The organism is Cupriavidus gilardii (assembly GCF_013314895.1).
Taxonomy (GTDB): Bacteria; Pseudomonadota; Gammaproteobacteria; order Burkholderiales; family Burkholderiaceae; genus Cupriavidus; species Cupriavidus gilardii_C.
Map to the genome: position 1 here is coordinate 71,831 of NZ_JABTYE010000020.1, position 19,309 is coordinate 91,139.

The following is a 19,309-nucleotide window of genomic DNA, read 5'->3' on the forward strand; positions in this document are numbered from 1 at the left end:
AAGCGGCGGACAGCCAGTGGAGGGCGCTCGATGCGCCGGCGCGGCCAGCGCGCCGGGCGACGGATGTTCCGGCTGCCGCGCCCTGGCCGGGCGCCCGGAAAGACACGCCGTGCCGCAGCACGGCGCCAGGAATAAAAAGATGGCTTTGCTTGCCGACGGAGTTTTGCGATCAAGAAAGCGGGGTCTGGTTGCTTCCCTGATCCTCCGGCGACTGGCTACTGCCAAACGCTCCGCGGTACGGAGCGGTCCCCACAAAAGACGGTTGTCGGACACCGCCAGGCGGCGTCGCGGAATTCGTGCGGCAGCATGGGTGTCGCGCTGCCGGCTGGTCTGGGACTCGATCCTGATACTCGGGTGTCGGCGTCGTCAGACAGTGATGCGATAGTAAATGAGAATTGATCTCATTACAAGGATTGATCGGCAGAGATACTTTTTGTTACATCTGGGGCCGACGTGACGGCAGACTCACCAGCGCCGCATATAGCATGTTGACGTGGCACACCGGGCTCGATACCCTTTACCGAACAACTAATCCTCGAGACCGGCGTGGTTCGTCCATCCGGTGCCTGGGAGAAAAAGCCGGCTAAAGCCGGTTTTTTCATTTCCAGGGGACTTCCATGCAGCGAGGGGAAAAGGCGCCGAGTGCACTACGTACTCGGGTCTATGTGGACGGCTACAACTTTTATTACGGCTGCCTCAAGGGCACTTGCTACAAGTGGCTCGACCTCTACCGACTGTTCTCGCAACAAGTCATTCCTTCGATCCTTGTGCATCGTGCGGGCGTACCGTGCCGGTGCGAACTGCTGCCGGAAGCAATTCAATACTTCACGGCCCGAATCATTGAAACTGCGGCCAAGGCAGCCGATTCAGTCTCTTCGCAGGCACGCTATCACTCGGCATTGCGCAAGCTACATGAGGGGCGCATTCGAATCGTGGAAGGCTATTACTCGCTTACCAAAGTGAGGATGCCCCGCATCGATGAAGCCTGTCCAGGACGGTGGCCGCGCGACTGCGATCGGGTCGCCCTCTGGAAGCTCGAGGAAAAGCAGAGCGATGTCAGTCTTGCCCTCCATGCCTATCATGACGCTGTGTCGAATCAGATCGACCAAGCGGTCATTGTGTCGAACGATACGGACTTGATGCCGGCGCTACGGATGATCCGTGCCCACACCGAAGTGATCGTTGGCCTGGTGATCCCTACGCTCGACGGGCAGCGTTTGCCGAATGCCGATTTGGCAGCCCATTGTCACTGGGTGCGCCGGCATCTCACCGTCGAAGAACTGGCCGCTTCGCAATTGCCCCGTGTTGTCCATGGCGGAAAAAAGCCGACGATCAAGCCGGATTCATGGCATGCCCATCCGGAGCTATTCCGTGAAGCATTGCAATTGGCTACTGCGGTCCGGGGCAGCCGGTCGGCGGCGTTCCAGTGGTTCGACGCACCCTCACCGCACTTTGGCGGGCAGACCCCTATCAGCGTGATGACGACAGAGGCTGGCCTTCGGCGAGTGATCGGCTACATGCGGCGCTGGACGGCGGATCGCGCGCGCTGCTGAGACAGCCCGGGTAACCCGGGCCCAAACGCGCCCGCCTCAGCGCCTCAGTACTTCCACAAAATCTTCTGCAGCTCCCGCGTGTCGTTGGTCCTGGTCAACGCCAGCGCGGTCAGGATGCGCGCCTTCTGCGGCAACTGGTCGTCGACCACCACCCAGTCGTACTTGTCGTCCGGTTGCTCGCCGTTGCGGATGACGACGCCGCTGCCCGTGCGCGAGGCGCGGACGATCTGCACGCCCTTGGCGCGGGCGGCCTTCAGTGGCTCGACCATGTATTCCCCGACGCTGCCATTGCCGGTGCCGGCATAGACGATCGCCTTGGCGCCGTTCCTGACGGCTGCGTCGACGCTGCCCGGATTCGCATTGCCGTAGGCATAGACGATCGCCACTTCAGGCAGGCGATCGATGCGGTCGATGTCCCATTCGGTCGCGGTGGTATGCGGACGGGCCGGCAGGCGGTAATACAGCGTGCGGCCCTCGACCACGTAGCCCAGCGGGCCGAACGGCGAACGGAAGGTCTCGGTCTTGAAGGTGTTGCTCTTGGTGACGTCGCGGCCCGTGTGGATCTCGTCGTTCAGCACCACCAGCGTGCCCTTGCCCCTGGACTCGGGGCTGGAGGCGACCAGCACCGCGTCGTACAGGTTCAGCGCGCCGTCCGCGCCGAGCGCGGTACCCGGGCGCATCGAGCCGACCACCACCACCGGCTTGTCGCTCTTGAGCGTCAGGTTCAGGAAGTAGGCGGTTTCTTCGATGGTGTCGGTGCCGTGCGTGATCACGACGCCGTCCACGTCAGGCTGCTTCAGCAACTCCGACACGCGCTTGCCCAACTTGAGCAGACGCTCGTTGTTGAAACTCTCCGAACCGATCTGGAAGATCTGCTCGCCCTTGACGTTGGCGACCTTCGAAATTTCCGGCACCGACGCGATGATCTTGTCGACCGGCACCACCGCGGACTGGTAGGCGGCGGTATTGATGGCCGAGGCGCCCGCGCCGGCGATGGTGCCGCCGGTGCCGACGATCACGATATTGGCCTTGCGGGCCTGGCTCGGCGCGGTTGCCGCGGGAGTCGTGGTGGCTGCCGGGGCGGCGGGCGTCGCGGGTGCGGCGGGCGCGACGACGGTCTGTGCGTGGGCCGCGCCGATGAGCAGGCCGGCGCAAAGCAGCAGCGCGGCGATCGGGCGGACGGGGTGAAGGGTGGTACGGGCCATGATGCTCCTCTGAATGGATGGCTTCGCGTCGCCTCGTGAGCGCGCGGCCGTGTGCAACTGTCCTTGTTCGTATTGGATCCCCGCGCTTGCCGCGGCCGGCCGTTCACCGGTTGACGTCAAGCGCAGAGCGTGGACTATACACACGTGATCGAAAGCCTTCCAGAGGCGGCCTGAGTCGGCCCTGACGGGCACGGCGGCAGCTTGCGCGATGGCCTTCATGCAAGAGAAGACAGTCGGCTCGAGCGATGCGGCTCAAGCCGCCAACCGGAACGTCCCCACCGCCCGATGCAGCGCCTCGGCCTGGTCTTCCAGCGAAGCGGCCGCCGCGGCAGCCTGCTCGACCAGCGCGGCGTTCTGCTGCGCCATCTGGTCCATCTGCGTGACGGCCTGGTTCACCTGCTCGATGCCGCCGGTCTGTTCCTCGGTGGCGGCGCGCATCTCACCGATCAGGTCGGTGACGCGCTTGACCGCCTGGACGATCTCGCCCATCGCCTTGCCGGCGTTCTCGACCAGCGCCGAGCCGTCTTCGACGCGCTGCGCCGAATTGCCGATCAGCGCCTTGATTTCCTTGGCGGCGGTAGCGCTGCGCTGGGCGAGGCTGCGCACCTCGCCGGCCACCACCGCAAAGCCGCGGCCCTGGTCGCCGGCGCGGGCGGCTTCGACGGCGGCGTTCAGCGCGAGGATGTTGGTCTGGAAGGCGATGCCTTCGATCACGCCGATGATGTCGACCACCTTGCCCGACGCATCCTTGATCTCGCCCATGGTGGACACGACCTGATGGACGATCTCGCCGCCGCGCACCGCGATCTCGGAGGCGCCTTCCGCCAACCGGCTGGCCTGGCGGGCGTTGTCGGCGGTCTGGCGCACGGTGCTGGTCAGCTGCTCCATGCTGGCGGCGGTCTCCTCCAGCGAGGCGGCCTGTTCCTCGCTGCGGCGCGACAGATCGGCGTTGCCCGCGGCGATCTGCTTGGCTGCGCCGGCGATGGAATCTGCCGAGCCGCGGATGGTGCCGATCGCGCCGGTCAGGCGCTGCTGCATCTGCGCCATCGCAAACAGCACGCTGCGCTTGTCGCCGGGTGCGAGCTGGACGTCGCTGGCCAGATCGCCTTCCGCAATCCGGCTGGCGATATGCGAGGTGAGCGCCGGCTCACCGCCCAGCTGTTTGTGCAGGCCGTTGGCGATACGGACGACCACCAGACTCATCAGCGTGCCGATCACCAGCAGCAGCCCAAGCGATTGCCACAGCGAGGCGCGGAACGCGGCGTCGATGTCGTCCAGATAGACGCCGGAGATGAAGTTCCAGTCCCACGGCTTGAAGTTGGCGACATAGCTGAGCTTCGGTTGCGGCGCCTCGGCGCCGGGCTTGGGCCACAGGTAGTGGACGAAGCCGGTACCCGGACCCTTGCCGATCTCGGCGATGTCGCGGAACAGGTAGGTGCCGGCCGGGTCCTTGAAGTCGGCCATGCTCTTGCCGTTCATCTCCGACTTGATCGGGTGCATCACGACCACGGTGTCCGAGCGCATCAGCGTGAAATAGCCGTCGCTGCCAAAGCGCATCGCCCGCACCTTGTCGATGGCGAATTCCTTGGCCTGTTCCACCGTCAGCTTGCCGGCCTTCGCTTCGGCCTCGTAGGCCTTGACCACCGACAGCGCGGTCTCGGTGACATGGACCAGATCGGTGCGCCGCTCGTCCAGCCGCATGTTGCGCATCTGCCAGGCATCCCACAGCAGCAGCGCCAACAGGCACACCCAGCTGAGCACCAATGGCAGCAGCAATTTCTTTCTCAAGCTAAGACGTTCCAGCATCGTGATTCCCCGTGGTCCACCGTAAAAATTGTGTTTGTCCGCGGCATAACGGCGGACCGGCGGACAAACTTGATCGGGATCGGCCTAGGGCTTTCCATGAGTGCAAATGCGGGCACAATCGTGCCTGTACGCGTTAAGTTACATGCACTTACTTACAAGTTACGCCGACGTGAAATGCGCTGTAATACTTATTAATCACGTCCGCATTGCAGTACCAAATGAGAACAATTATTCTTTCGGTCTCCTGAAACTCCCGTTACGACGGGCCAACGGACGGCCGAGGCGGCAACCGCAACCACGCCGCGCCGCCGTCCCGCACGCCGCATTGCCCCGGCGACAAGCAACACGCAGTGGCGCCGGAACGCAGTCATGACCGAATCCCGCTTGGAACACCGCTCGGAACACCGCTCGGAATCCCGCCTGGAGCCTCCCTTGGCGCCTCGTTCAGGGGCGGCGCAGCAGCGCCGCGCCTTCTGGCTCAAGCATCTGCACCAATGGCACTGGATCAGCTCCGCGCTGTGTCTGATCGGCATGCTGCTGTTCGCCGTGACCGGCTTCACGCTGAACCATGCCGGCCAGATCGAGGCCGAGCCCAAGGTGGTGACGCGCCAGGCCGAAGCGCCGGCGCCGGTGCTGGCGGCGTTGAAGGCCCGCAAAGCGACACTTGCCGGCGATAACGGCGGCACAGGTCAGGACAAGACTCCAGTCCCCGCGGAGCTGGCCGACTGGCTGCAGCGCGAATTCGATATCGACGCGCATGGCCGCGAGGCCGAATGGTCGGCCGACGAGCTGTACGTGCCGCTGCCGCGGCCGGGCGGCGACGCCTGGGTCAGCGTCGCGCTGGACAGCGGCGAGACGCAGTACGAGCTGACCACGCGCGGCTGGATCTCCTATCTGAACGACCTGCACAAGGGCCGCAACACCGGCGCTGCATGGAGCCTGTTCCTGGACGTGTTCGCGTTCGCCTGCCTGGTGTTCTGCGTGACCGGCCTGTTCTTGCTGAAGCTGCACGCCGGCGGGCGCGTCGCCACCTGGCCCTTGGTCGGGCTGGGGCTGGTCGCGCCGTTGCTGCTGGCCATCCTGTTTATTCATTGACGAGGTTCTTCCATGCGTCGTTTGTTTAGCGTCTCCATGACCGGTCTGAGCGGCCTGGGCAGCCTGACCGGCCTGGCCGCGGTGTCGTTTGCCGCCCCGGCCGTGGCGGCGGAGATCAATGTCAAGGTCGAGATTCCGCGCCTGAGCGTCGCCGAGTATCACCGGCCCTATGTGGCGATGTGGCTGGAGCGCGCCGATCAGAGCCCGGTCGCGACGCTGGCCGTCTGGTACGACGTCAAGCTGAAGAACGCCGAAGGCACCAAGTGGCTGAAGGACATGCGCCAGTGGTGGCGCAAGGCCGGCCGCGATCTGCAGATGCCGGCCGATGGCATTTCGGGCGCGACGCGCGCGCCGGGCGAACACACCGTGACCTTCACCGAAGGTAAGGCGCCGCTGGCGAAACTGCCGGCGGGCGAATACCAGCTGGTGGTCGAGGCCGCGCGCGAGGTCGGCGGCCGCGAGCTGCTGCGCGTGCCGTTCACCTGGCCGCCCGAAGCTGCCAAATCCGGTGCCAAATCCGCCGCCATATCGGCGCAGGCCAAGGGCCAGCACGAACTGGGCGCCGTCACCGTCAGCCTGAAGCCTTGAACCGAGCGGGCCGCGACGTCGCCGTCCGCCGCCTTGATCCCGTCCCTTTCCAATCCCGTGCCCTGGAGCCTTCGATGAACCGTTCCGCGATCTCCGCGATGTCCCTCACCGCCAGGCTGTCCGCGCTGGCCCTGGTTGCGCTGCTGCCGCTGTCCGCGCATGCCCACCGTCAATGGCTGCTGCCGTCGGCCACCGTGCTGTCGGGCAGCGATCCGTGGGTGACCGTCGACGCGGCGGTGTCCAACGATCTGTTCTACTTCGAGCATTTCCCGCTGCGCCTGGACAACCTGAGCGTCAGCGCACCGGATGGCAGCCCGGCCAGGGCCGAGAACCAGAGCACCGGCCGCTATCGCAGCACCTTCGACGTGCATCTGACCGCGCCGGGCACCTACAAGCTGGCAGTGGTCAACAACGGCCTGTTCGCCAGCTACAAGGAAAACGGCCAGACCAAGCGCTGGCGCGGCTCGGCCGACGAGTTCGCGCAGAAGGTGCCGGCCAACGCGCAGGATCTGCAGGTGACGCAGGCCGAGAGCCGGCTCGAAACCTTCGTGACCGCCGGCAAGCCGACCACCCAGGCGTTGAAGACCACCGGCCGCGGGCTGGAACTCGCGCCCGTCACCCATCCGAACGATCTGTTCGCCGGTGAGCCGGCCAGCTTCCGGCTGCTGCTCGACGGCAAGCCGGCCGCCAACGTCGAGGTCGAGGTCGTGCCCGGCGGCAACCGTTATCGCGACCAGCTCGGCGAGATGAAGGTCAAGACCGATGCCGACGGCAAGTTCACCGTCAAGTGGCCGTCGCCGGGCATGTACTGGATCGAGGCGGAGGTGCGCGACGACAAGGTCTCGATCAAGCCTGCCAAGGCGCGCCGCGCGGCCTATATGGCGACCTTCGAGGTGCTGCCGCAGTAAGTGCGGCGAAGCTGTCCGATGTTGTCGATGTCTGCCCCTTCGGCGCTGCCTTCCACATCATCCGCGCCGGCACCCGTCGCGCGGCGTGTGCTGGTGCCGCTGACGCTCGATGCGCCGCCGTCGCCGCCGGACGGCGCGGCGGTGTTGCATCGATGCGGGGGGCAGACGATGGGGACCACCTGGTCGGTGCGCTGCCTGCTTGGGCGCGATGACGATGCGGCGTCGATCGAAGCCGGTATCGATGCGTTGCTCGCGCAGATCGTCGCGCAGATGAGCAACTGGATCGACCACTCCGATATCGGCCGCTTCAACGGCGCAGCGGCGGGCAGCTGGCTGACGTTGCCGCCCGCCTGCTTCTCGGTCCTGCAGGCGGCGCTGGCGGTCGCGCGCGACAGCGGCGGCGCCTACGATCCGAGCGCGGGACCGCTGGTGACGCTGTGGGGCTTCGGCCCCGGCGGTCCGCGCGCGGTGCCGCCGAGCGCCGACGAGGTCGAAGCGGCGCGGTCCCGCTGCGGCTGGGCCCGCATCGAACTCGACGAGGAAGGGCGCCGTGCGCGTCAGCCCGGTGGCGTGTCGGTCGACCTGTGCGCGATCGCGAAGGGCTATGCGGTCGACGCGGTTTCGGCATGGCTGTCGGCGCGCGGCGTGCCGCACCATCTGGTCGAGATCGGCGGCGAATTGCGCGGCGAGGGCGTCAAGCCCGACGGCCTGCCGTGGTGGGTCGAACTCGAAAGCCCGCCGCCCGCCGAACGTGCCGCCTGCACTGGCGATGCTGCGGTGCAGACGGTGGTGGCGCTGCACGGCCTGTCGGTCGCCACCTCTGGCGATTACCGGCGCTATTTCGACAGCGGCGGCCGCCGCTACGCCCACACGCTCGATCCCCGCACCGGCTATCCGGCCAGCCACGCGCTGGCCTCCGTTACCGTGCTGCACCGGCAATGCATGATGGCCGATGCGCTGTCGACCGCGCTGACCGTGCTCGGCCCCGAGGCCGGCATGGCCTTCGCCATGCAGCGCGGCATCGCGGCAAGGTTGCTGCTGCGTACGCCGCAAGGCTTCACCGAACGCGTTTCGCCGGCCTTTGCGGCGATGCTCGCATGAACGCGCCGCGACGATTCGGCCTGCCATCGCTGTCGACCGCGCTCAGCGGACTGGCCGGCGCCGCGGGGCTGGCGCTATCGCTCGCCGGCGCCGGCAAATGGCCCACTGCCGGCGGTGTCGCGCTCGCCTACGCCGGCTTCTGCGGCGCGATCCTCGCGCTGCACCGCCATCGTCGCCAGCGCAGCGCCGCCTTCGCGTCGACCGCCGACGATGCCACGCTGATCGCCTATGCCAGCCAGACCGGGTTTGCAGAACAGCTGGCGATGCAGACCGCCCACGCGCTGCAGCGCGCCGGCCTGCCGGTGCGGGTCGCCTCGTTTGCCGAGCTCGACCTGTCCGCGCTGACGCGCTGCCGTCAGGCGCTGTTCGTCGCCAGCACTACCGGCGAGGGCGATGCGCCCGACAGCGCCGCAGGCTTCACGCGCAAGCTCGCGGCGGCCGGCGGCGACGGCCTGCGCCGGCTGCGCTACGGCATCCTGGCGCTGGGCGACAGCAGCTACGCAAATTTCTGCGCCTACGGCCATGCCTTGGCCGCGGCGTTGCAACGCGCGCAGGCGCAGCCCTTGTTCGATCTGGTCGAGGTCGACAACGGAGACACCGGGGCGCTACGCCATTGGCAGAACCACTTGTCCGCGCTCGCGGGCGGCGCCGAGATTGCCGATTGGGAGGCGCCGCGCTACGGCCGCTGGCGGCTGGTCGAACGGCGGCTGATGAATCCCGGCAGCGTTGGCGCGCCGGCCTTCCATCTGGCGCTGGAGCCGGAGGCGCCGGCCGCGCTGGACTGGCAGGCCGGTGATATCGCGGAGGTCGGCCCGCGCCTGCCGCCCGAGCAGGTCACGCAGCTGCTGCGTGACCTGTCCCTCGACGGCGCCACGCCGGTGCGCTGCGATGGCGAAGCGATGTCGCTATCGGACGCGCTGGCGACCCGCATGCCGTTGCCCGCCCCGCACGGCGAGGCGCTGCGCGGCCTTTCACCTCAGGGGCTGGTCGACGCGCTGCCGCCGCTGCCGCATCGCGAGTATTCGATCGCTTCGCTGCCCGTCGATGGTCGACTGGAGCTGCTGGTGCGACAGACGCGCCACGACGACGGCAGGCTCGGCCTGGCTTCCGGCTGGCTGACCGAACATGCGCCGCTGGGCGCCACCATCGCGCTGCGCGTGCGCACCAACCGCGCGTTCCACGCGCCGGCCGACGACCGTCCGCTGCTGCTGATCGGCAACGGCACGGGCATGGCCGGCCTGCGCGCATTGCTGAAGGCGCGGGCCGCCGCGGGACAGGCGCGCAACTGGCTGCTGTTCGGCGAACGCAGCGCGGCACACGATGCCTTCTATCGGGAGGAGTTGCAGGCCTGGCAGGCCGGCGGCATGCTGCAGCGCCTGGACCAGACCTGGTCGCGCGACGGCGCGCCGCTGCGCTACGTGCAGGACGCCGTGCGCGCGGCCGCGCCGCAGATTCGCGAGTGGGTCGCGGCAGGCGCGGCGATCTACGTGTGCGGCAGCTTGCAGGGCATGGCCAGCGGCGTCAACGACGCCCTGGCCGAGGCGCTGGGGGCACAGACGCTTGCGGCGCTGGCCGAGAACGGACGCTATCGGCGCGACGTCTACTGAGCGGGACCCGTTGGCCGCCCGCTGGAAGTGCTGTCCTGCTCGACGCCCGGGAAGCGCATGTCCTCGTACCGCACGAAGCGCGTGCCGCGCGTCCACCGATAGCCCAGCCAGATCGCCAGGAAGATCGGAATGCCGATATAGGTAGCCACGACCGCCCACCAGTCGATATTGCCGCTGAGGAAGGCCTGATAGTTCTGTCCCAGCGCGATCACCAGGCACAGCACGAACGCGAAGATCGGGCCGTACGGAAAGAACGGCGAGCGGTACGGCAGCCGCGACAGATCGAGGCCGCGCCGGGTCCAGCCCTTGCGGAAGCGGTAGTGGCTGATCGCGATGCCGAGCCAGGCGATGAAGCCCGTCATGCCGGACAGGCTCAGCAGCCACAGATAGACCGACTTGCTCTCGAACAGCGAGGTCAGGAAACACAGCGCGCCGACCGCGGTGGTGGCCAGCAGCGCGGGCATCGGCACGCCGTTGCGGGTCAGCCGCGCAAACACGCGCGGCGCGCGGCCCTCGGTGGCGAGGTTGTAGAGCATCCGCGTCGAAGCATACATGCCGGAATTGCCGGCCGACAGCACCGCGGTCAGGATCACCGCGTTCATCAGGCCGGCGGCGAAGGCCAGCCCCGCATTGCGGAACACCAGCGTGAACGGGCTGACGCCGATGGTCTGCACATCGCTTTTGAGCAGGCTCGGATCGGTATAGGGGATCAGCACGCCGATCACCGCGATGGCCAGCACGTAGAACAGCAGGATGCGCCAGAACACCTGCCGCACCGCGCGCGGAATATTGCGGGCCGGATCGGCCGATTCGCCGGCCGCGACGCCGATGAGCTCGGTGCCCTGGAACGAGAAGCCGGCGATCATCGCCACGCCGATCATCGCGGGCAGCCCGCCGACGAACGGGGCGTCGCCCAGCGTCAGATTGGCCAGGCTCGCCGGCACGTCGCCGCGCAGGATGCCGAAGATCATCAGCGTGCCGATCGCGATGAACGCAATCACGGTCACCACCTTGACCAGCGAGCACCAGTATTCGGCCTCGCCAAAGCCCCGCACCGAGATCGCGTTCAGGCCGAACATCACCGCCAGAAACAGCCCGCTCCACAGCATCCCGGGCGTATCGGGGAACCAGTACTGCATCACGAGCTGCGCCGCGGCCAGTTCCACCGCGATCGTCACCGCCCAGTTGTACCAGTAGTTCCAGCCGAGCGCGAAGCCGAAGCCCTCGTCGACATACATCGAGCCGTAGGTCGAGAAGGAACCCGCCACCGGCATATAGGCCGCCAGTTCGCCCAGGCTGGTCATCAGGAAGTAGACCATCGCGCCGATCAGCAGATACGCGGCGAGCGCACCGCCCGGGCCGGCCTGAGCGATGGTGGCGCCCGAGGCGACGAACAGTCCCGTGCCGATCGAGCCGCCGATGGCAATCATGCTCAGATGGCGGGCCCGCAGCTTGCGCTGCAAGGTCGGGGGCGCGGCGTCGGCAGCCGCACCGGCAGCGGTGTCGACGGCGGCGCCGCGCGGTGGATGGGAAGCGGTCATGGTGAACACAGGAAGGCCAGCAATGGGGCGGCATCCTATAAGAAAACCCGGCCGCGGGATAGCCGGCCTGCCAACTCGGTAGAATCGTGGCTTCCCTGCCCGCGCGGCCGAGCGGCGCGCCAGCGTGCCGCGGTCCCGACACCATGAAGCTGAATCTCGATTTCAACGACAGCATCCTGCTGCATATCGTGCTGAGCGTGCTCATCGTTCTGTTGGGCGTGCTGCTGGTCAAGCTAAGCAACCGCTTCTTCGTCTCGCGCCAGCTGGCCGATCGCGACAATCTGCGCAGCTATCGCACCTGGACCGTGGCCTCGCGCAATCTGATCGGCGCGGTGGTCTTCCTGCTGCTGCTCGGCATCTGGGTCTCCGAACTGAAGAGCGTCGCGATCTCGCTGGCCGCCTTTGCCGCCGCGCTGATGATCTCCGGCAAGGAGCTGGTGATGTGTTTTCTCGGCGCGTTCATGCGGATGGTGGCGCGCCCGTTCCAGCTCGGCGATCTGGTCGAGATCGGCCAGTATGCCGGCGAGGTGATCGACATGGACGCGCTGACCACCACGCTGGTCGAGGTCGCGCCCACGCGCCAGTTCACCGGCTACACGGTGCAGGTGCCCAACAGCCTGCTGTTGACCGTTGCGGTACGCAACCATTCGCAGGCGGGCAAATACACGCTGGATACCGTGCGCATTCCGCTGGCGGCGCAGTGCGACCCGGACCGCATCGAGGCGCAGCTGCTCGATGTCGCGCAGCAGGCCTGTGCGCCGTTTCTCGAAGCGGCCGGGCAAAGCCTGCGGCGCTATGGCGATACGCGTTTTCTCGATCTGTCGCAGTTCGCGCCGCGCGTGATGTTCGAACCGGTCGGCACCGACCGGCTCGATGCGATCGTGCGTTTCCCCGCGCCGGTGGGCGGACGCCTCGCGGTCGCGCAGCAGATCATCCGGCATTTCTATCGGCAGCGGATGAACGAGAGCAAGGAGGCCGGCAGCGATGCGGCCGCCGAGGCCGCCGCCGAGGCCGAAAAGCGCGAGGCCGCCGAGGATCGGGCGCGGATGGCCCGCACCGGACGTCCCGGCACGGCTGGCGGCACGGGGACGCCCGACGCCAGCGGGCCGCCCGCCTCGTCGCCGGCGTTCTGATCGACAGCGCTCGAGCGTCATTGAACGTCACTGGGTCTCCGCTTTCGCGGGGACGACCGCCTGGTGGAAAAGCCGGAGCAGTGCCCGGATAGCCGCGCATGCACCGGCCCGCCGCCGCGGCCGGTGACCGCACAGCGCTGCGGCTCCCTGGCGCAGTGCGCCATGACCGCCGCGGCGCTTGCCCTTACACTAGGGCGGTCCGTTGGCGGCGCGCGACGTGTTCAAGCCGTCCCTGCACCCCGCCCACCCATCCGCTCCAACCCGTATGAATCCAACGAATCCCACCCCGGACGTCGCCTCTTCCGCGCACCCCGCACCAGCCGCGCGCCCGCGTGCCCCGTCGCTGCGCCATGCGGCCAGCGTGCTGGTGTTGCGCGACGGCCCGGCCGGCATGGAAGTGCTGCTGGTGCGCCGGCCCGAACGCCACGACGATCGCAGCAGCGGCGCCTATGTGTTCCCCGGCGGCACGCTCGATCCGCAGGACAATCAGCTGCACGGCCTGTGCGAAGGGCTGGACGATGCCGCCGCCAGCGCGCGGTTGCTCCTGCCGGCAGGCGGACTTGATTACTACCTGTGCGCGGTGCGCGAATGCTGCGAGGAGGCGGGCCTGCTGTTCGCCTATCAGCGCGACGGCGAGATGGTTGCCCTCGAACGCTTCGACGACGCCCAGCTGGCCTGGCTGCGCGAGGCGGTGCGCTACGGCGGCCCGGGTATCGCCGAGGTCTGCCGCCGCTTCGATCTGCGCCTGGCGGTGGACAAGATGGCCTATATCAGCCACTGGCTGACGCCGCCGGGCCTGCCCAAGCGTTTCGATACGCGCTTCTTCGTCGCGGTGCTGCCGCCCGGCCAGAGCGCAATGCACGACGGCATCGAGGCGGTCGACCATCGCTGGGTGCGCCCGTCGGAGGCGATCGCACCGGACAGCGGCATGACGCTGGTCAACGTGACGCGGCGCATGCTGGCGTCGATCGCGCATTTCGCGACGGCGCAGGCCTGCTTCGACTATGCGCAGGGACTGCGCGAGATCGCGCTGATCATGCCGCGGCTGGCCAATGGCCCCAAGGGCGTGCGGCCGGTGCAGCCGGACGAGCCGCCTTATGCCGAGATCGCGCGCATCGACCCGGACGGCGCCGGCCACGGACGCTATGCGCTCGAACCCGGCGTGCCGGTGCGGCTGTCCGAACGCGTCTGGCGCGTGACCGCCGACAACGGCAACGCGATGACCGGTCCCGGCACCAATACGTATCTGGTCGGCGGCGGCAGCCGCAACGAATGGGCGGTGATCGATCCCGGCCCCGACGACGAGGCGCATCAGCGCGCGGTGCTGGCCGCGGCGCCAGGGCCGATCCGCTGGATCCTCGCCACGCACACCCATATCGATCATTCGCCGGGCGCGGTGCGGCTGCGCGAAGCGACCGGGGCCCAGGTAATGGGGCGTCTGGCAAATCGCCCCGAGCGGCAGGACCCGACCTTTGCACCGGACCGCGTGCTGGAACACGGCGAGCGCATCGTGCTCGGCGACACGGAGGTACCCGGGGACGCCATCACGCTGCGTGTGATACATACCCCCGGCCATGCGTCCAACCATCTGTGCTTCCTGCTCGAAGAAGAGAAGCTGCTGTTCACCGGCGACCACGTGATGCAGGGCTCGACCGTCGTGATCGGTCCGCCCGATGGCGACATGCGCGCGTACCTCGCGTCGCTGGCGGCGCTGCTCGACGAAGACCTGGAATGGCTGGCGCCCGGCCATGGCTTTCTGATGCCGCGTCCGCGCGAGGCGATCCGGCTGCTGATGCGCCATCGCCAGCATCGCGAGGCCAAGGTCGTCAATGCGCTGCGCGAGCTGGGGCCGGCGCCGATCGAGACGCTGCTGCCGCGGGTCTACGACGACGTGCCGCCGCGGATGCTGCCGGTCGCGCAGCGTTCGCTGCTCGCGCATCTGCTGAAGCTGCAGGCCGACGGACAGGCGCAGGAAGCGCAGGGCGACTGGCGCATGTTGGCGTAGGCAGCCCCCCTCCGGCCCCGGCCGATGCGCCGGCGCGCGCAACGTCGCAGTGGATTTCCCGATAGCCCCATCAAGCGGAACAAGGAGACACCATGAAAGCTGCCGTGCTGCATCAGCCCAGGACCCCACTGGTCATCGAAGACCTCGCCATCGACAAGCCCGGCCCGCGCGAGGTGCTGGTGCGCACCGCGGCGGTCGGGGTCTGCCATTCGGACCTGCATTTTCTCGACGGTGCTTACCCGTTTCCGATGCCGGTGGTGCTGGGGCATGAAGCGGCCGGCGTGGTCGAGCAGGTCGGCGCGGAGGTGCGCACGGTCAAGCCCGGCGATCATGTGATCACCTGCCTGTCGGCCTATTGCGGCCACTGCGAGCACTGCCTCAGCGGCCATCTGTCGCTGTGCGTCGCGCCCGATACGCGCCGGCGCGAAGACGAGCCGCCGCGGCTGCGCGCCACCGGCGCGGCGGCGATGAACCAGTTCCTGAACCTGTCGGCCTTCGCCGAGCAGATGCTGATCCACGAACATGCGCTGGTGGCGATCCGGCGCGACATGCCGCTGGACCGCGCCGCGCTGATCGGCTGCGCGGTGACCACCGGCTTCGGCGCGGTCACGCATACGGCCGGCGTGCGGCCCGGCGAGACCGTGGCGGTGATCGGCTGCGGCGGCATCGGGCTGGCCACCATCAACGGCGCCGCGCTTGCGGGCGCGGGCCGCATCATCGCGATCGATCGGTTGCCCGGCAAGCTCGAGCTCGCGCGGCGCTTCGGGGCCACCGATGTGGTCGACGCGAGCGCGGCCGATGCCGTCGACGCCGTGCGTACGCTGACCGGCGGCGGCGTGCATCACGCGTTCGAAGCGATCGGTCTGAAGGCGACCGCCGAGCAGGCGTGGGCGATGCTGCGCCGGGGTGGGGCGGCCACCGTGATCGGCATGCTGCCGCCGGGCGTCAAGATCGAGCTCAAGGGCACCGACTTTCTCGCCGAGAAACGCATCCAGGGCTCGATGATGGGCTCGAACCGTTTCCCGATCGACATGCCGCGGCTGGTGGACTTCTATCTGTCCGGCCGGCTCGAGCTCGATGCGCTGATCGCGCAGCGGCTGCCGCTCGAGCGCATCAACGAGGCCTTCGACGAGCTGCGGCGCGGCGAGCTCGCGCGTTCGGTGATCCTGTTCGAGCACTGACCTGCCGCGCCGCCAGGCCCCGGGCCAGCGATGCCGCGCGCGCTGTGGGAAAATCCCGCTCGCGCGCCGCATGTCAGGCGCCAGCGAACGGGACGATGAAGACGATCGAATGGAAGGATTGGGAAATCTTCTGCCGCGTGGTCGAGGCAGGCACCTTCACGCATGGGGCCGAACTGGCCGAGGTGCCGAAGTCGTCCGCGAGCGCGGCGATCGCCCGGCTTGAAGCGCAGCTCGGCGGACGGCTGTTCGAGCGCAACACGCGCCGCGTGCGCGTGACCGAGCAGGGCCAGCGCCTGTACGAACGCGTCGCGCCGCATTTCGCCGCCTTGCGCGAGATCAGCGCGGAGGCGGCCTCGGCGAGCGAGCAGGTCAGCGGCACACTGCGGATCGCCACGCCGTACGAGGTCGGCTCGCAGCATCTGGCCCCGAGCCTGTCGCGCCTGCTGTCGCTGCATCCGAACCTGAAGGTCCAGATCGACGTGACCTGGGACCAGCCCGACCTGCTCAAGCACGGCTACGACCTCGCCTTCGTGATGACCAACACCACGCTGCACGACAGCTCGTTCGCCAGCAAGCGCGTGGTGCTGGTCGAGCGCGCCTTCTATGCCGCGCCGTCGCTGATCCAGGCGCGCGGGCTGCCGCGCTCGCCCGGCGACCTGAACGGCTGGCCCGTGATCGGCAATGCCGACGATCGCCGCTGGGAATTCGTGCAGGACGGCGTCGAAGTGGCCGTGCTGCCGGTCGAGCCGCGCATTCGCACGCATAACGCCGAGATCCGGCTGAAGGCCGCGACCGACGGGCTGGGCGTGACGCGGCTCTCGCCGAAGTTCGTCGAGGAGCATGTCCGCCAGGGCCAGCTGGTGCGTGTGCTCCCGGCCTATGCGTCGTCGCCGCTGAAGGTCTACGTGCTGATGCCCGCGCGCAAGCTGATGCCCGCCGCGGTGCGGGCGTTGCTGGACGTGATGGAAAACACGCTGGGTGCGCCGGCGCCGGCGCGTGGGGCACGGCGCGCGGGAAAGGCCGAGGCCAGAGCCGATACCCAGGCCGACATCAAGGCTTGAAGGCCGGGCGGCCCCGATCAGAACGGCTGATCGCCGGTCCGCAGTTCGATGCCCAGCGTCTCGCCGATCGCCAGGATCTCGTCATCGTCCTCGGCGCGCGCGATCCAGCCCGCGTAGACGCCCGAGCCGATCTCCCAGTGCCATAGCGTGATGCCCGCCGCGCGCAGTTGCTCGTGGGCCTGCTCCATCAGTTCGGGGACGGTGGTGCTGCCGAGGAAGTCCTCGTCCTCCGGATCGTCGACACCCCAGTCCAGCACCAGCGCAACGCGCGCCGCCAGCTGGTTCAGACAGTCGATAAAGGTCGCGGTGTCATTCTGTTCGACCTGGAAGCCCGCTTCCCAGTCGATCACGTCCTGCACCAGCGACAGCAGTTCGACGCCTTCCACCGTGTCGTCGGCTTCCTCCAGCGCCTCGTCGAGCAGCGCCAGCTGCTTGTCGACCATCGCGCCGTCGTCGAAGTTGATCATGCCGAGCAGCCGTTCGACTGCCTGGCGCGACTCGTCGTCGATGACTCCATTCATGCTCAGCCCTCCCGCGTCCGTGTGCAATGCCAGTGTGCCGATCTGGTGTGCCGATTCGATCAGGCCGCCTGGTGCGCCAGCCGTCCGATTTCCTGCAGCCCGCGCGGCGTCACCCGCAGCGCGCGCGACGATGGCGTGCGCTCGATCCAGCGCCGCTGCAGCATCGCATCGAGCAGGGCCGCGCCCAGTGCGCCGCCCAGATGGGGCTTGCGCTCGCTCCAGTCGGGACAGGTACAGGCGAACTGCCTGCGCTTGCGGCGCGCGCCGTCCAGATCGACGCCGAGCTGCACCATGCCGTGCGCGCCGTGCTCGGACAGTTCCACCGCGCTGTCCCGCACCAGGATCCAGCCCGAACGCGCCATGCGCGCGAACAGATCGACCGCCAGTTCGCCGGCCAGGTGGTCGTAGCAGGTGCGCGCGTGGCGCAGCGTCGCCGGCGCGGTGCGCGACGGCGGCACCGCGCGCAGCCGGGGCGGCCGGCTCGCCTGCGAGGCCGCGGCCAGGGCCTCGATGGCCACGCCGATCTCGGGGGTGGCCAGCCGGTAGTAGCGATTGCGGCCGTGCGTCTCCACCGCCAGCAGGCCGCCCTCTGCCAGCCGCGCCAGATGGCCGCTGGTCGACGAGGCCGACAGCCCCGCGATCAGCCCGAGTTCGCCGGCCGGTCTCGCGCTGCCGTCCATCAATGCCCACAGCATCGCCGCGCGGCCCGGGTCGGCCAGCAGGCCGGCCAACTGACTGATGCTGGGTGCGTATTCCATAGTTCATTCCACGGTGAAACAACGATCGCAGTATAGGCCGATACTTGCCGATATCAACCTTGCCCTGCCGGCCGTGAAGCCGCCGTGAGCCGCTGTGAAACCCATGACCCTGGACCCGACGACGCCGCCTCCCGACCCGCTGACGGCCGCGACGCATCCCGATCCCTATCCCTACTATCGCGAACTCGCCCGCATGCAGCCGTTTCACCGCGACGCCATGCTGATGCTGTGGGTCGCTGCGGGCCCGGCCGAGGTGGCGGCCGTGCTGTCGCATCCGGCATGCCGGGTGCGGCCGCCGGGACAACCGGTGCCGCCCCCGCTTGCGCGGTCGCCCGCCGGCAACCTGTTCGCGCGGCTGATTCGCATGAATGACGGACCGAGCCATGCGCCATTGAAGGCGGTGCTGCAACGACAGCTGGCGAGCCTGGAGCTGGGCGAGGTGCGCACCGCTGCATCGGCATGGGCGCGCCTGCTTCCCGTGACGCACGATCACGCCGCGACCGCGAACCGCTGGAGCAGCGCGCTGCCGGTGATTGCGATCGCGGGTTTGCTCGGCTTCGCGGCCATCGATGACGAAGCCACCGTGGGCCGGATCGCCACGCTGATCGCCAGCTTTGCCGCGGCAATGTCGCCGCTGGCAGGTCCGGCCGAGATCGCGGCCGGCATCGATGCGGCGGCATCGCTGCAGACGCTGCCTCTGCGTGCCGATACGCCGTGGACGCGGACGCTGCGCGAGCACGCACGCGCAGCCGGTGTCGACGACACCGTGATCGCCGCGAACCTGCTGGGCCTGATGGTGCAGAGTTGCGAGGCGACCGCCGGGCTGATCGGCAATACGCTGTTATGGCTTGCGCGCGATGCCGACGTGGCCGACGATCTGCCGGCAACCGTGGCAGCGGTGCTGCGGGCCGATCCGCCCATTCACAACACGCGCCGCTTCCTGGCCGAGGACGCGCGCGTCTGCGGCGTGCCGCTGCGGCGGGGCGACGGCATCCTGGTGCTGCTCGCCGCTGCGGCCGTGGCGGATCTGCAATCGCTGCAATCGCCAACGTCCTCGGACACTGCGGCCGAACGCCAATGGACGTTCGGCCACGGTGCGCATCGATGTCCCGGCGACGCGCTGGCCGCGACGCTGGCCGAAGCGACCGTCGCCGCGCTGCTGGCGCACGGCATCGCGCCGGCCGCGCTGGCAAAGGCGTATCGTTACCGCCCATCGCTGAACGCCCGTATCCCGCATTTCCTCTGA

General features: G+C 68.3%; 16 protein-coding genes. 11 read left to right on the top strand and 5 right to left on the bottom strand.

Going from position 1 to position 19,309, the window contains the following annotated elements; all coding sequences use genetic code 11:
• Positions 1–665 precede the first annotated feature (665 nt).
• Positions 666–1,553, top strand: coding sequence for an antitoxin Xre/MbcA/ParS toxin-binding domain-containing protein (locus tag HTY53_RS18865; RefSeq protein WP_368041035.1), 888 nt, complete (start codon positions 666–668; stop codon positions 1,551–1,553).
• 44 nt (positions 1,554–1,597) lie between these two features.
• Here HTY53_RS18865 and HTY53_RS18870 read toward each other — a convergent pair whose 3' ends face one another.
• The gene (locus tag HTY53_RS18870; protein WP_174108031.1) at positions 1,598–2,758 is read right to left on the bottom strand and encodes an asparaginase; all 1,161 of its coding nucleotides are present in this window, start codon (positions 2,756–2,758) and stop codon (positions 1,598–1,600) included.
• A gap of 252 nt (positions 2,759–3,010) precedes the next feature.
• Positions 3,011–4,564 (bottom strand): methyl-accepting chemotaxis protein, encoded by a 1,554-nt coding sequence (locus HTY53_RS18875; RefSeq protein WP_174108032.1) that lies wholly within the window; start codon positions 4,562–4,564, stop codon positions 3,011–3,013.
• A gap of 432 nt (positions 4,565–4,996) precedes the next feature.
• Between HTY53_RS18875 and HTY53_RS18880 the strand changes: the two genes are divergently transcribed.
• The 5 genes from HTY53_RS18880 (at position 4,997) to HTY53_RS18900 (ending at position 9,863) form a co-directional block, all read left to right on the top strand.
• A complete protein-coding gene (locus HTY53_RS18880) occupies positions 4,997–5,659 on the top strand; it encodes a PepSY-associated TM helix domain-containing protein (protein WP_174108033.1) in 663 nt (220 codons plus the stop codon).
• A gap of 12 nt (positions 5,660–5,671) precedes the next feature.
• The gene (locus tag HTY53_RS18885; RefSeq protein WP_174108034.1) at positions 5,672–6,247 is read left to right on the top strand and encodes a DUF2271 domain-containing protein; all 576 of its coding nucleotides are present in this window, start codon (positions 5,672–5,674) and stop codon (positions 6,245–6,247) included.
• A gap of 74 nt (positions 6,248–6,321) precedes the next feature.
• On the top strand, positions 6,322–7,155 hold the full coding sequence (locus HTY53_RS18890) for a DUF4198 domain-containing protein (RefSeq protein ID WP_174108035.1): 834 nt from the start codon (positions 6,322–6,324) through the stop codon (positions 7,153–7,155).
• Positions 7,156–7,182: 27 nt separating this feature from the next.
• Positions 7,183–8,256, top strand: coding sequence for an FAD:protein FMN transferase (locus HTY53_RS18895; protein ID WP_174108036.1), 1,074 nt, complete (start codon positions 7,183–7,185; stop codon positions 8,254–8,256).
• Entirely contained in the window at positions 8,253–9,863 is a 1,611-nt protein-coding gene (locus HTY53_RS18900; RefSeq protein ID WP_174108037.1) for a sulfite reductase subunit alpha, read from the top strand. The genes HTY53_RS18895 and HTY53_RS18900 overlap by 4 nt, the downstream gene beginning before the upstream one ends.
• Here the strand turns inward: HTY53_RS18900 and HTY53_RS18905 are convergent.
• Entirely contained in the window at positions 9,857–11,404 is a 1,548-nt protein-coding gene (locus HTY53_RS18905) for an amino acid permease (RefSeq protein ID WP_174108038.1), read from the bottom strand. The genes HTY53_RS18900 and HTY53_RS18905 overlap by 7 nt on opposite strands.
• Positions 11,405–11,547: 143 nt before the next feature.
• Between HTY53_RS18905 and HTY53_RS18910 the strand changes: the two genes are divergently transcribed.
• The 4 genes from HTY53_RS18910 (at position 11,548) to HTY53_RS18925 (ending at position 16,784) form a co-directional block, all read left to right on the top strand.
• The gene (locus HTY53_RS18910) at positions 11,548–12,537 is read left to right on the top strand and encodes a mechanosensitive ion channel family protein (protein ID WP_254600020.1); all 990 of its coding nucleotides are present in this window, start codon (positions 11,548–11,550) and stop codon (positions 12,535–12,537) included.
• Between the two features lie 265 nt (positions 12,538–12,802).
• The gene (locus tag HTY53_RS18915) at positions 12,803–14,542 is read left to right on the top strand and encodes an MBL fold metallo-hydrolase (protein ID WP_217435673.1); all 1,740 of its coding nucleotides are present in this window, start codon (positions 12,803–12,805) and stop codon (positions 14,540–14,542) included.
• 92 nt (positions 14,543–14,634) lie between these two features.
• Entirely contained in the window at positions 14,635–15,723 is a 1,089-nt protein-coding gene (locus HTY53_RS18920) for a Zn-dependent alcohol dehydrogenase (protein ID WP_174108039.1), read from the top strand.
• A 95-nt stretch (positions 15,724–15,818) separates the two neighbouring features.
• The gene (locus HTY53_RS18925; protein ID WP_174108040.1) at positions 15,819–16,784 is read left to right on the top strand and encodes a LysR family transcriptional regulator; all 966 of its coding nucleotides are present in this window, start codon (positions 15,819–15,821) and stop codon (positions 16,782–16,784) included.
• 17 nt (positions 16,785–16,801) lie between these two features.
• Here the strand turns inward: HTY53_RS18925 and HTY53_RS18930 are convergent, their stop codons facing one another.
• Together HTY53_RS18930 and HTY53_RS18935 are read right to left on the bottom strand one after the other, a co-directional pair.
• Positions 16,802–17,305, bottom strand: a complete 504-nt coding sequence (locus HTY53_RS18930) for a DUF6630 family protein (RefSeq protein ID WP_174108041.1) — start codon at positions 17,303–17,305, stop codon at positions 16,802–16,804.
• Between the two features lie 59 nt (positions 17,306–17,364).
• On the bottom strand, positions 17,365–18,063 hold the full coding sequence (locus HTY53_RS18935) for an ArsR/SmtB family transcription factor (RefSeq protein WP_174108042.1): 699 nt from the start codon (positions 18,061–18,063) through the stop codon (positions 17,365–17,367).
• Between the two features lie 103 nt (positions 18,064–18,166).
• Between HTY53_RS18935 and HTY53_RS18940 the strand changes: the two genes are divergently transcribed.
• Positions 18,167–19,309, top strand: coding sequence for a cytochrome P450 (locus HTY53_RS18940; RefSeq protein WP_174108043.1), 1,143 nt, complete (start codon positions 18,167–18,169; stop codon positions 19,307–19,309).

Coding starts and splice junctions, on each gene's coding strand:
- HTY53_RS18920 (WP_174108039.1), top strand. CDS start 14,635: ATGAAAGCTGCCGTGCTGCATCAGCCCAGGACCCCACTGGTCATCGAA.
- HTY53_RS18890 (WP_174108035.1), top strand. CDS start 6,322: ATGAACCGTTCCGCGATCTCCGCGATGTCCCTCACCGCCAGGCTGTCC.
- HTY53_RS18930 (WP_174108041.1), bottom strand. CDS start 17,305: ATGAATGGAGTCATCGACGACGAGTCGCGCCAGGCAGTCGAACGGCTG.
- HTY53_RS18940 (WP_174108043.1), top strand. CDS start 18,167: ATGACCCTGGACCCGACGACGCCGCCTCCCGACCCGCTGACGGCCGCG.
- HTY53_RS18875 (WP_174108032.1), bottom strand. CDS start 4,564: ATGCTGGAACGTCTTAGCTTGAGAAAGAAATTGCTGCTGCCATTGGTG.
- HTY53_RS18895 (WP_174108036.1), top strand. CDS start 7,183: ATGTCTGCCCCTTCGGCGCTGCCTTCCACATCATCCGCGCCGGCACCC.
- HTY53_RS18870 (WP_174108031.1), bottom strand. CDS start 2,758: ATGGCCCGTACCACCCTTCACCCCGTCCGCCCGATCGCCGCGCTGCTG.
- HTY53_RS18910 (WP_254600020.1), top strand. CDS start 11,548: ATGAAGCTGAATCTCGATTTCAACGACAGCATCCTGCTGCATATCGTG.
- HTY53_RS18935 (WP_174108042.1), bottom strand. CDS start 18,063: ATGGAATACGCACCCAGCATCAGTCAGTTGGCCGGCCTGCTGGCCGAC.
- HTY53_RS18900 (WP_174108037.1), top strand. CDS start 8,253: ATGAACGCGCCGCGACGATTCGGCCTGCCATCGCTGTCGACCGCGCTC.
- HTY53_RS18905 (WP_174108038.1), bottom strand. CDS start 11,404: ATGACCGCTTCCCATCCACCGCGCGGCGCCGCCGTCGACACCGCTGCC.
- HTY53_RS18885 (WP_174108034.1), top strand. CDS start 5,672: ATGCGTCGTTTGTTTAGCGTCTCCATGACCGGTCTGAGCGGCCTGGGC.
- HTY53_RS18915 (WP_217435673.1), top strand. CDS start 12,803: ATGAATCCAACGAATCCCACCCCGGACGTCGCCTCTTCCGCGCACCCC.
- HTY53_RS18925 (WP_174108040.1), top strand. CDS start 15,819: ATGAAGACGATCGAATGGAAGGATTGGGAAATCTTCTGCCGCGTGGTC.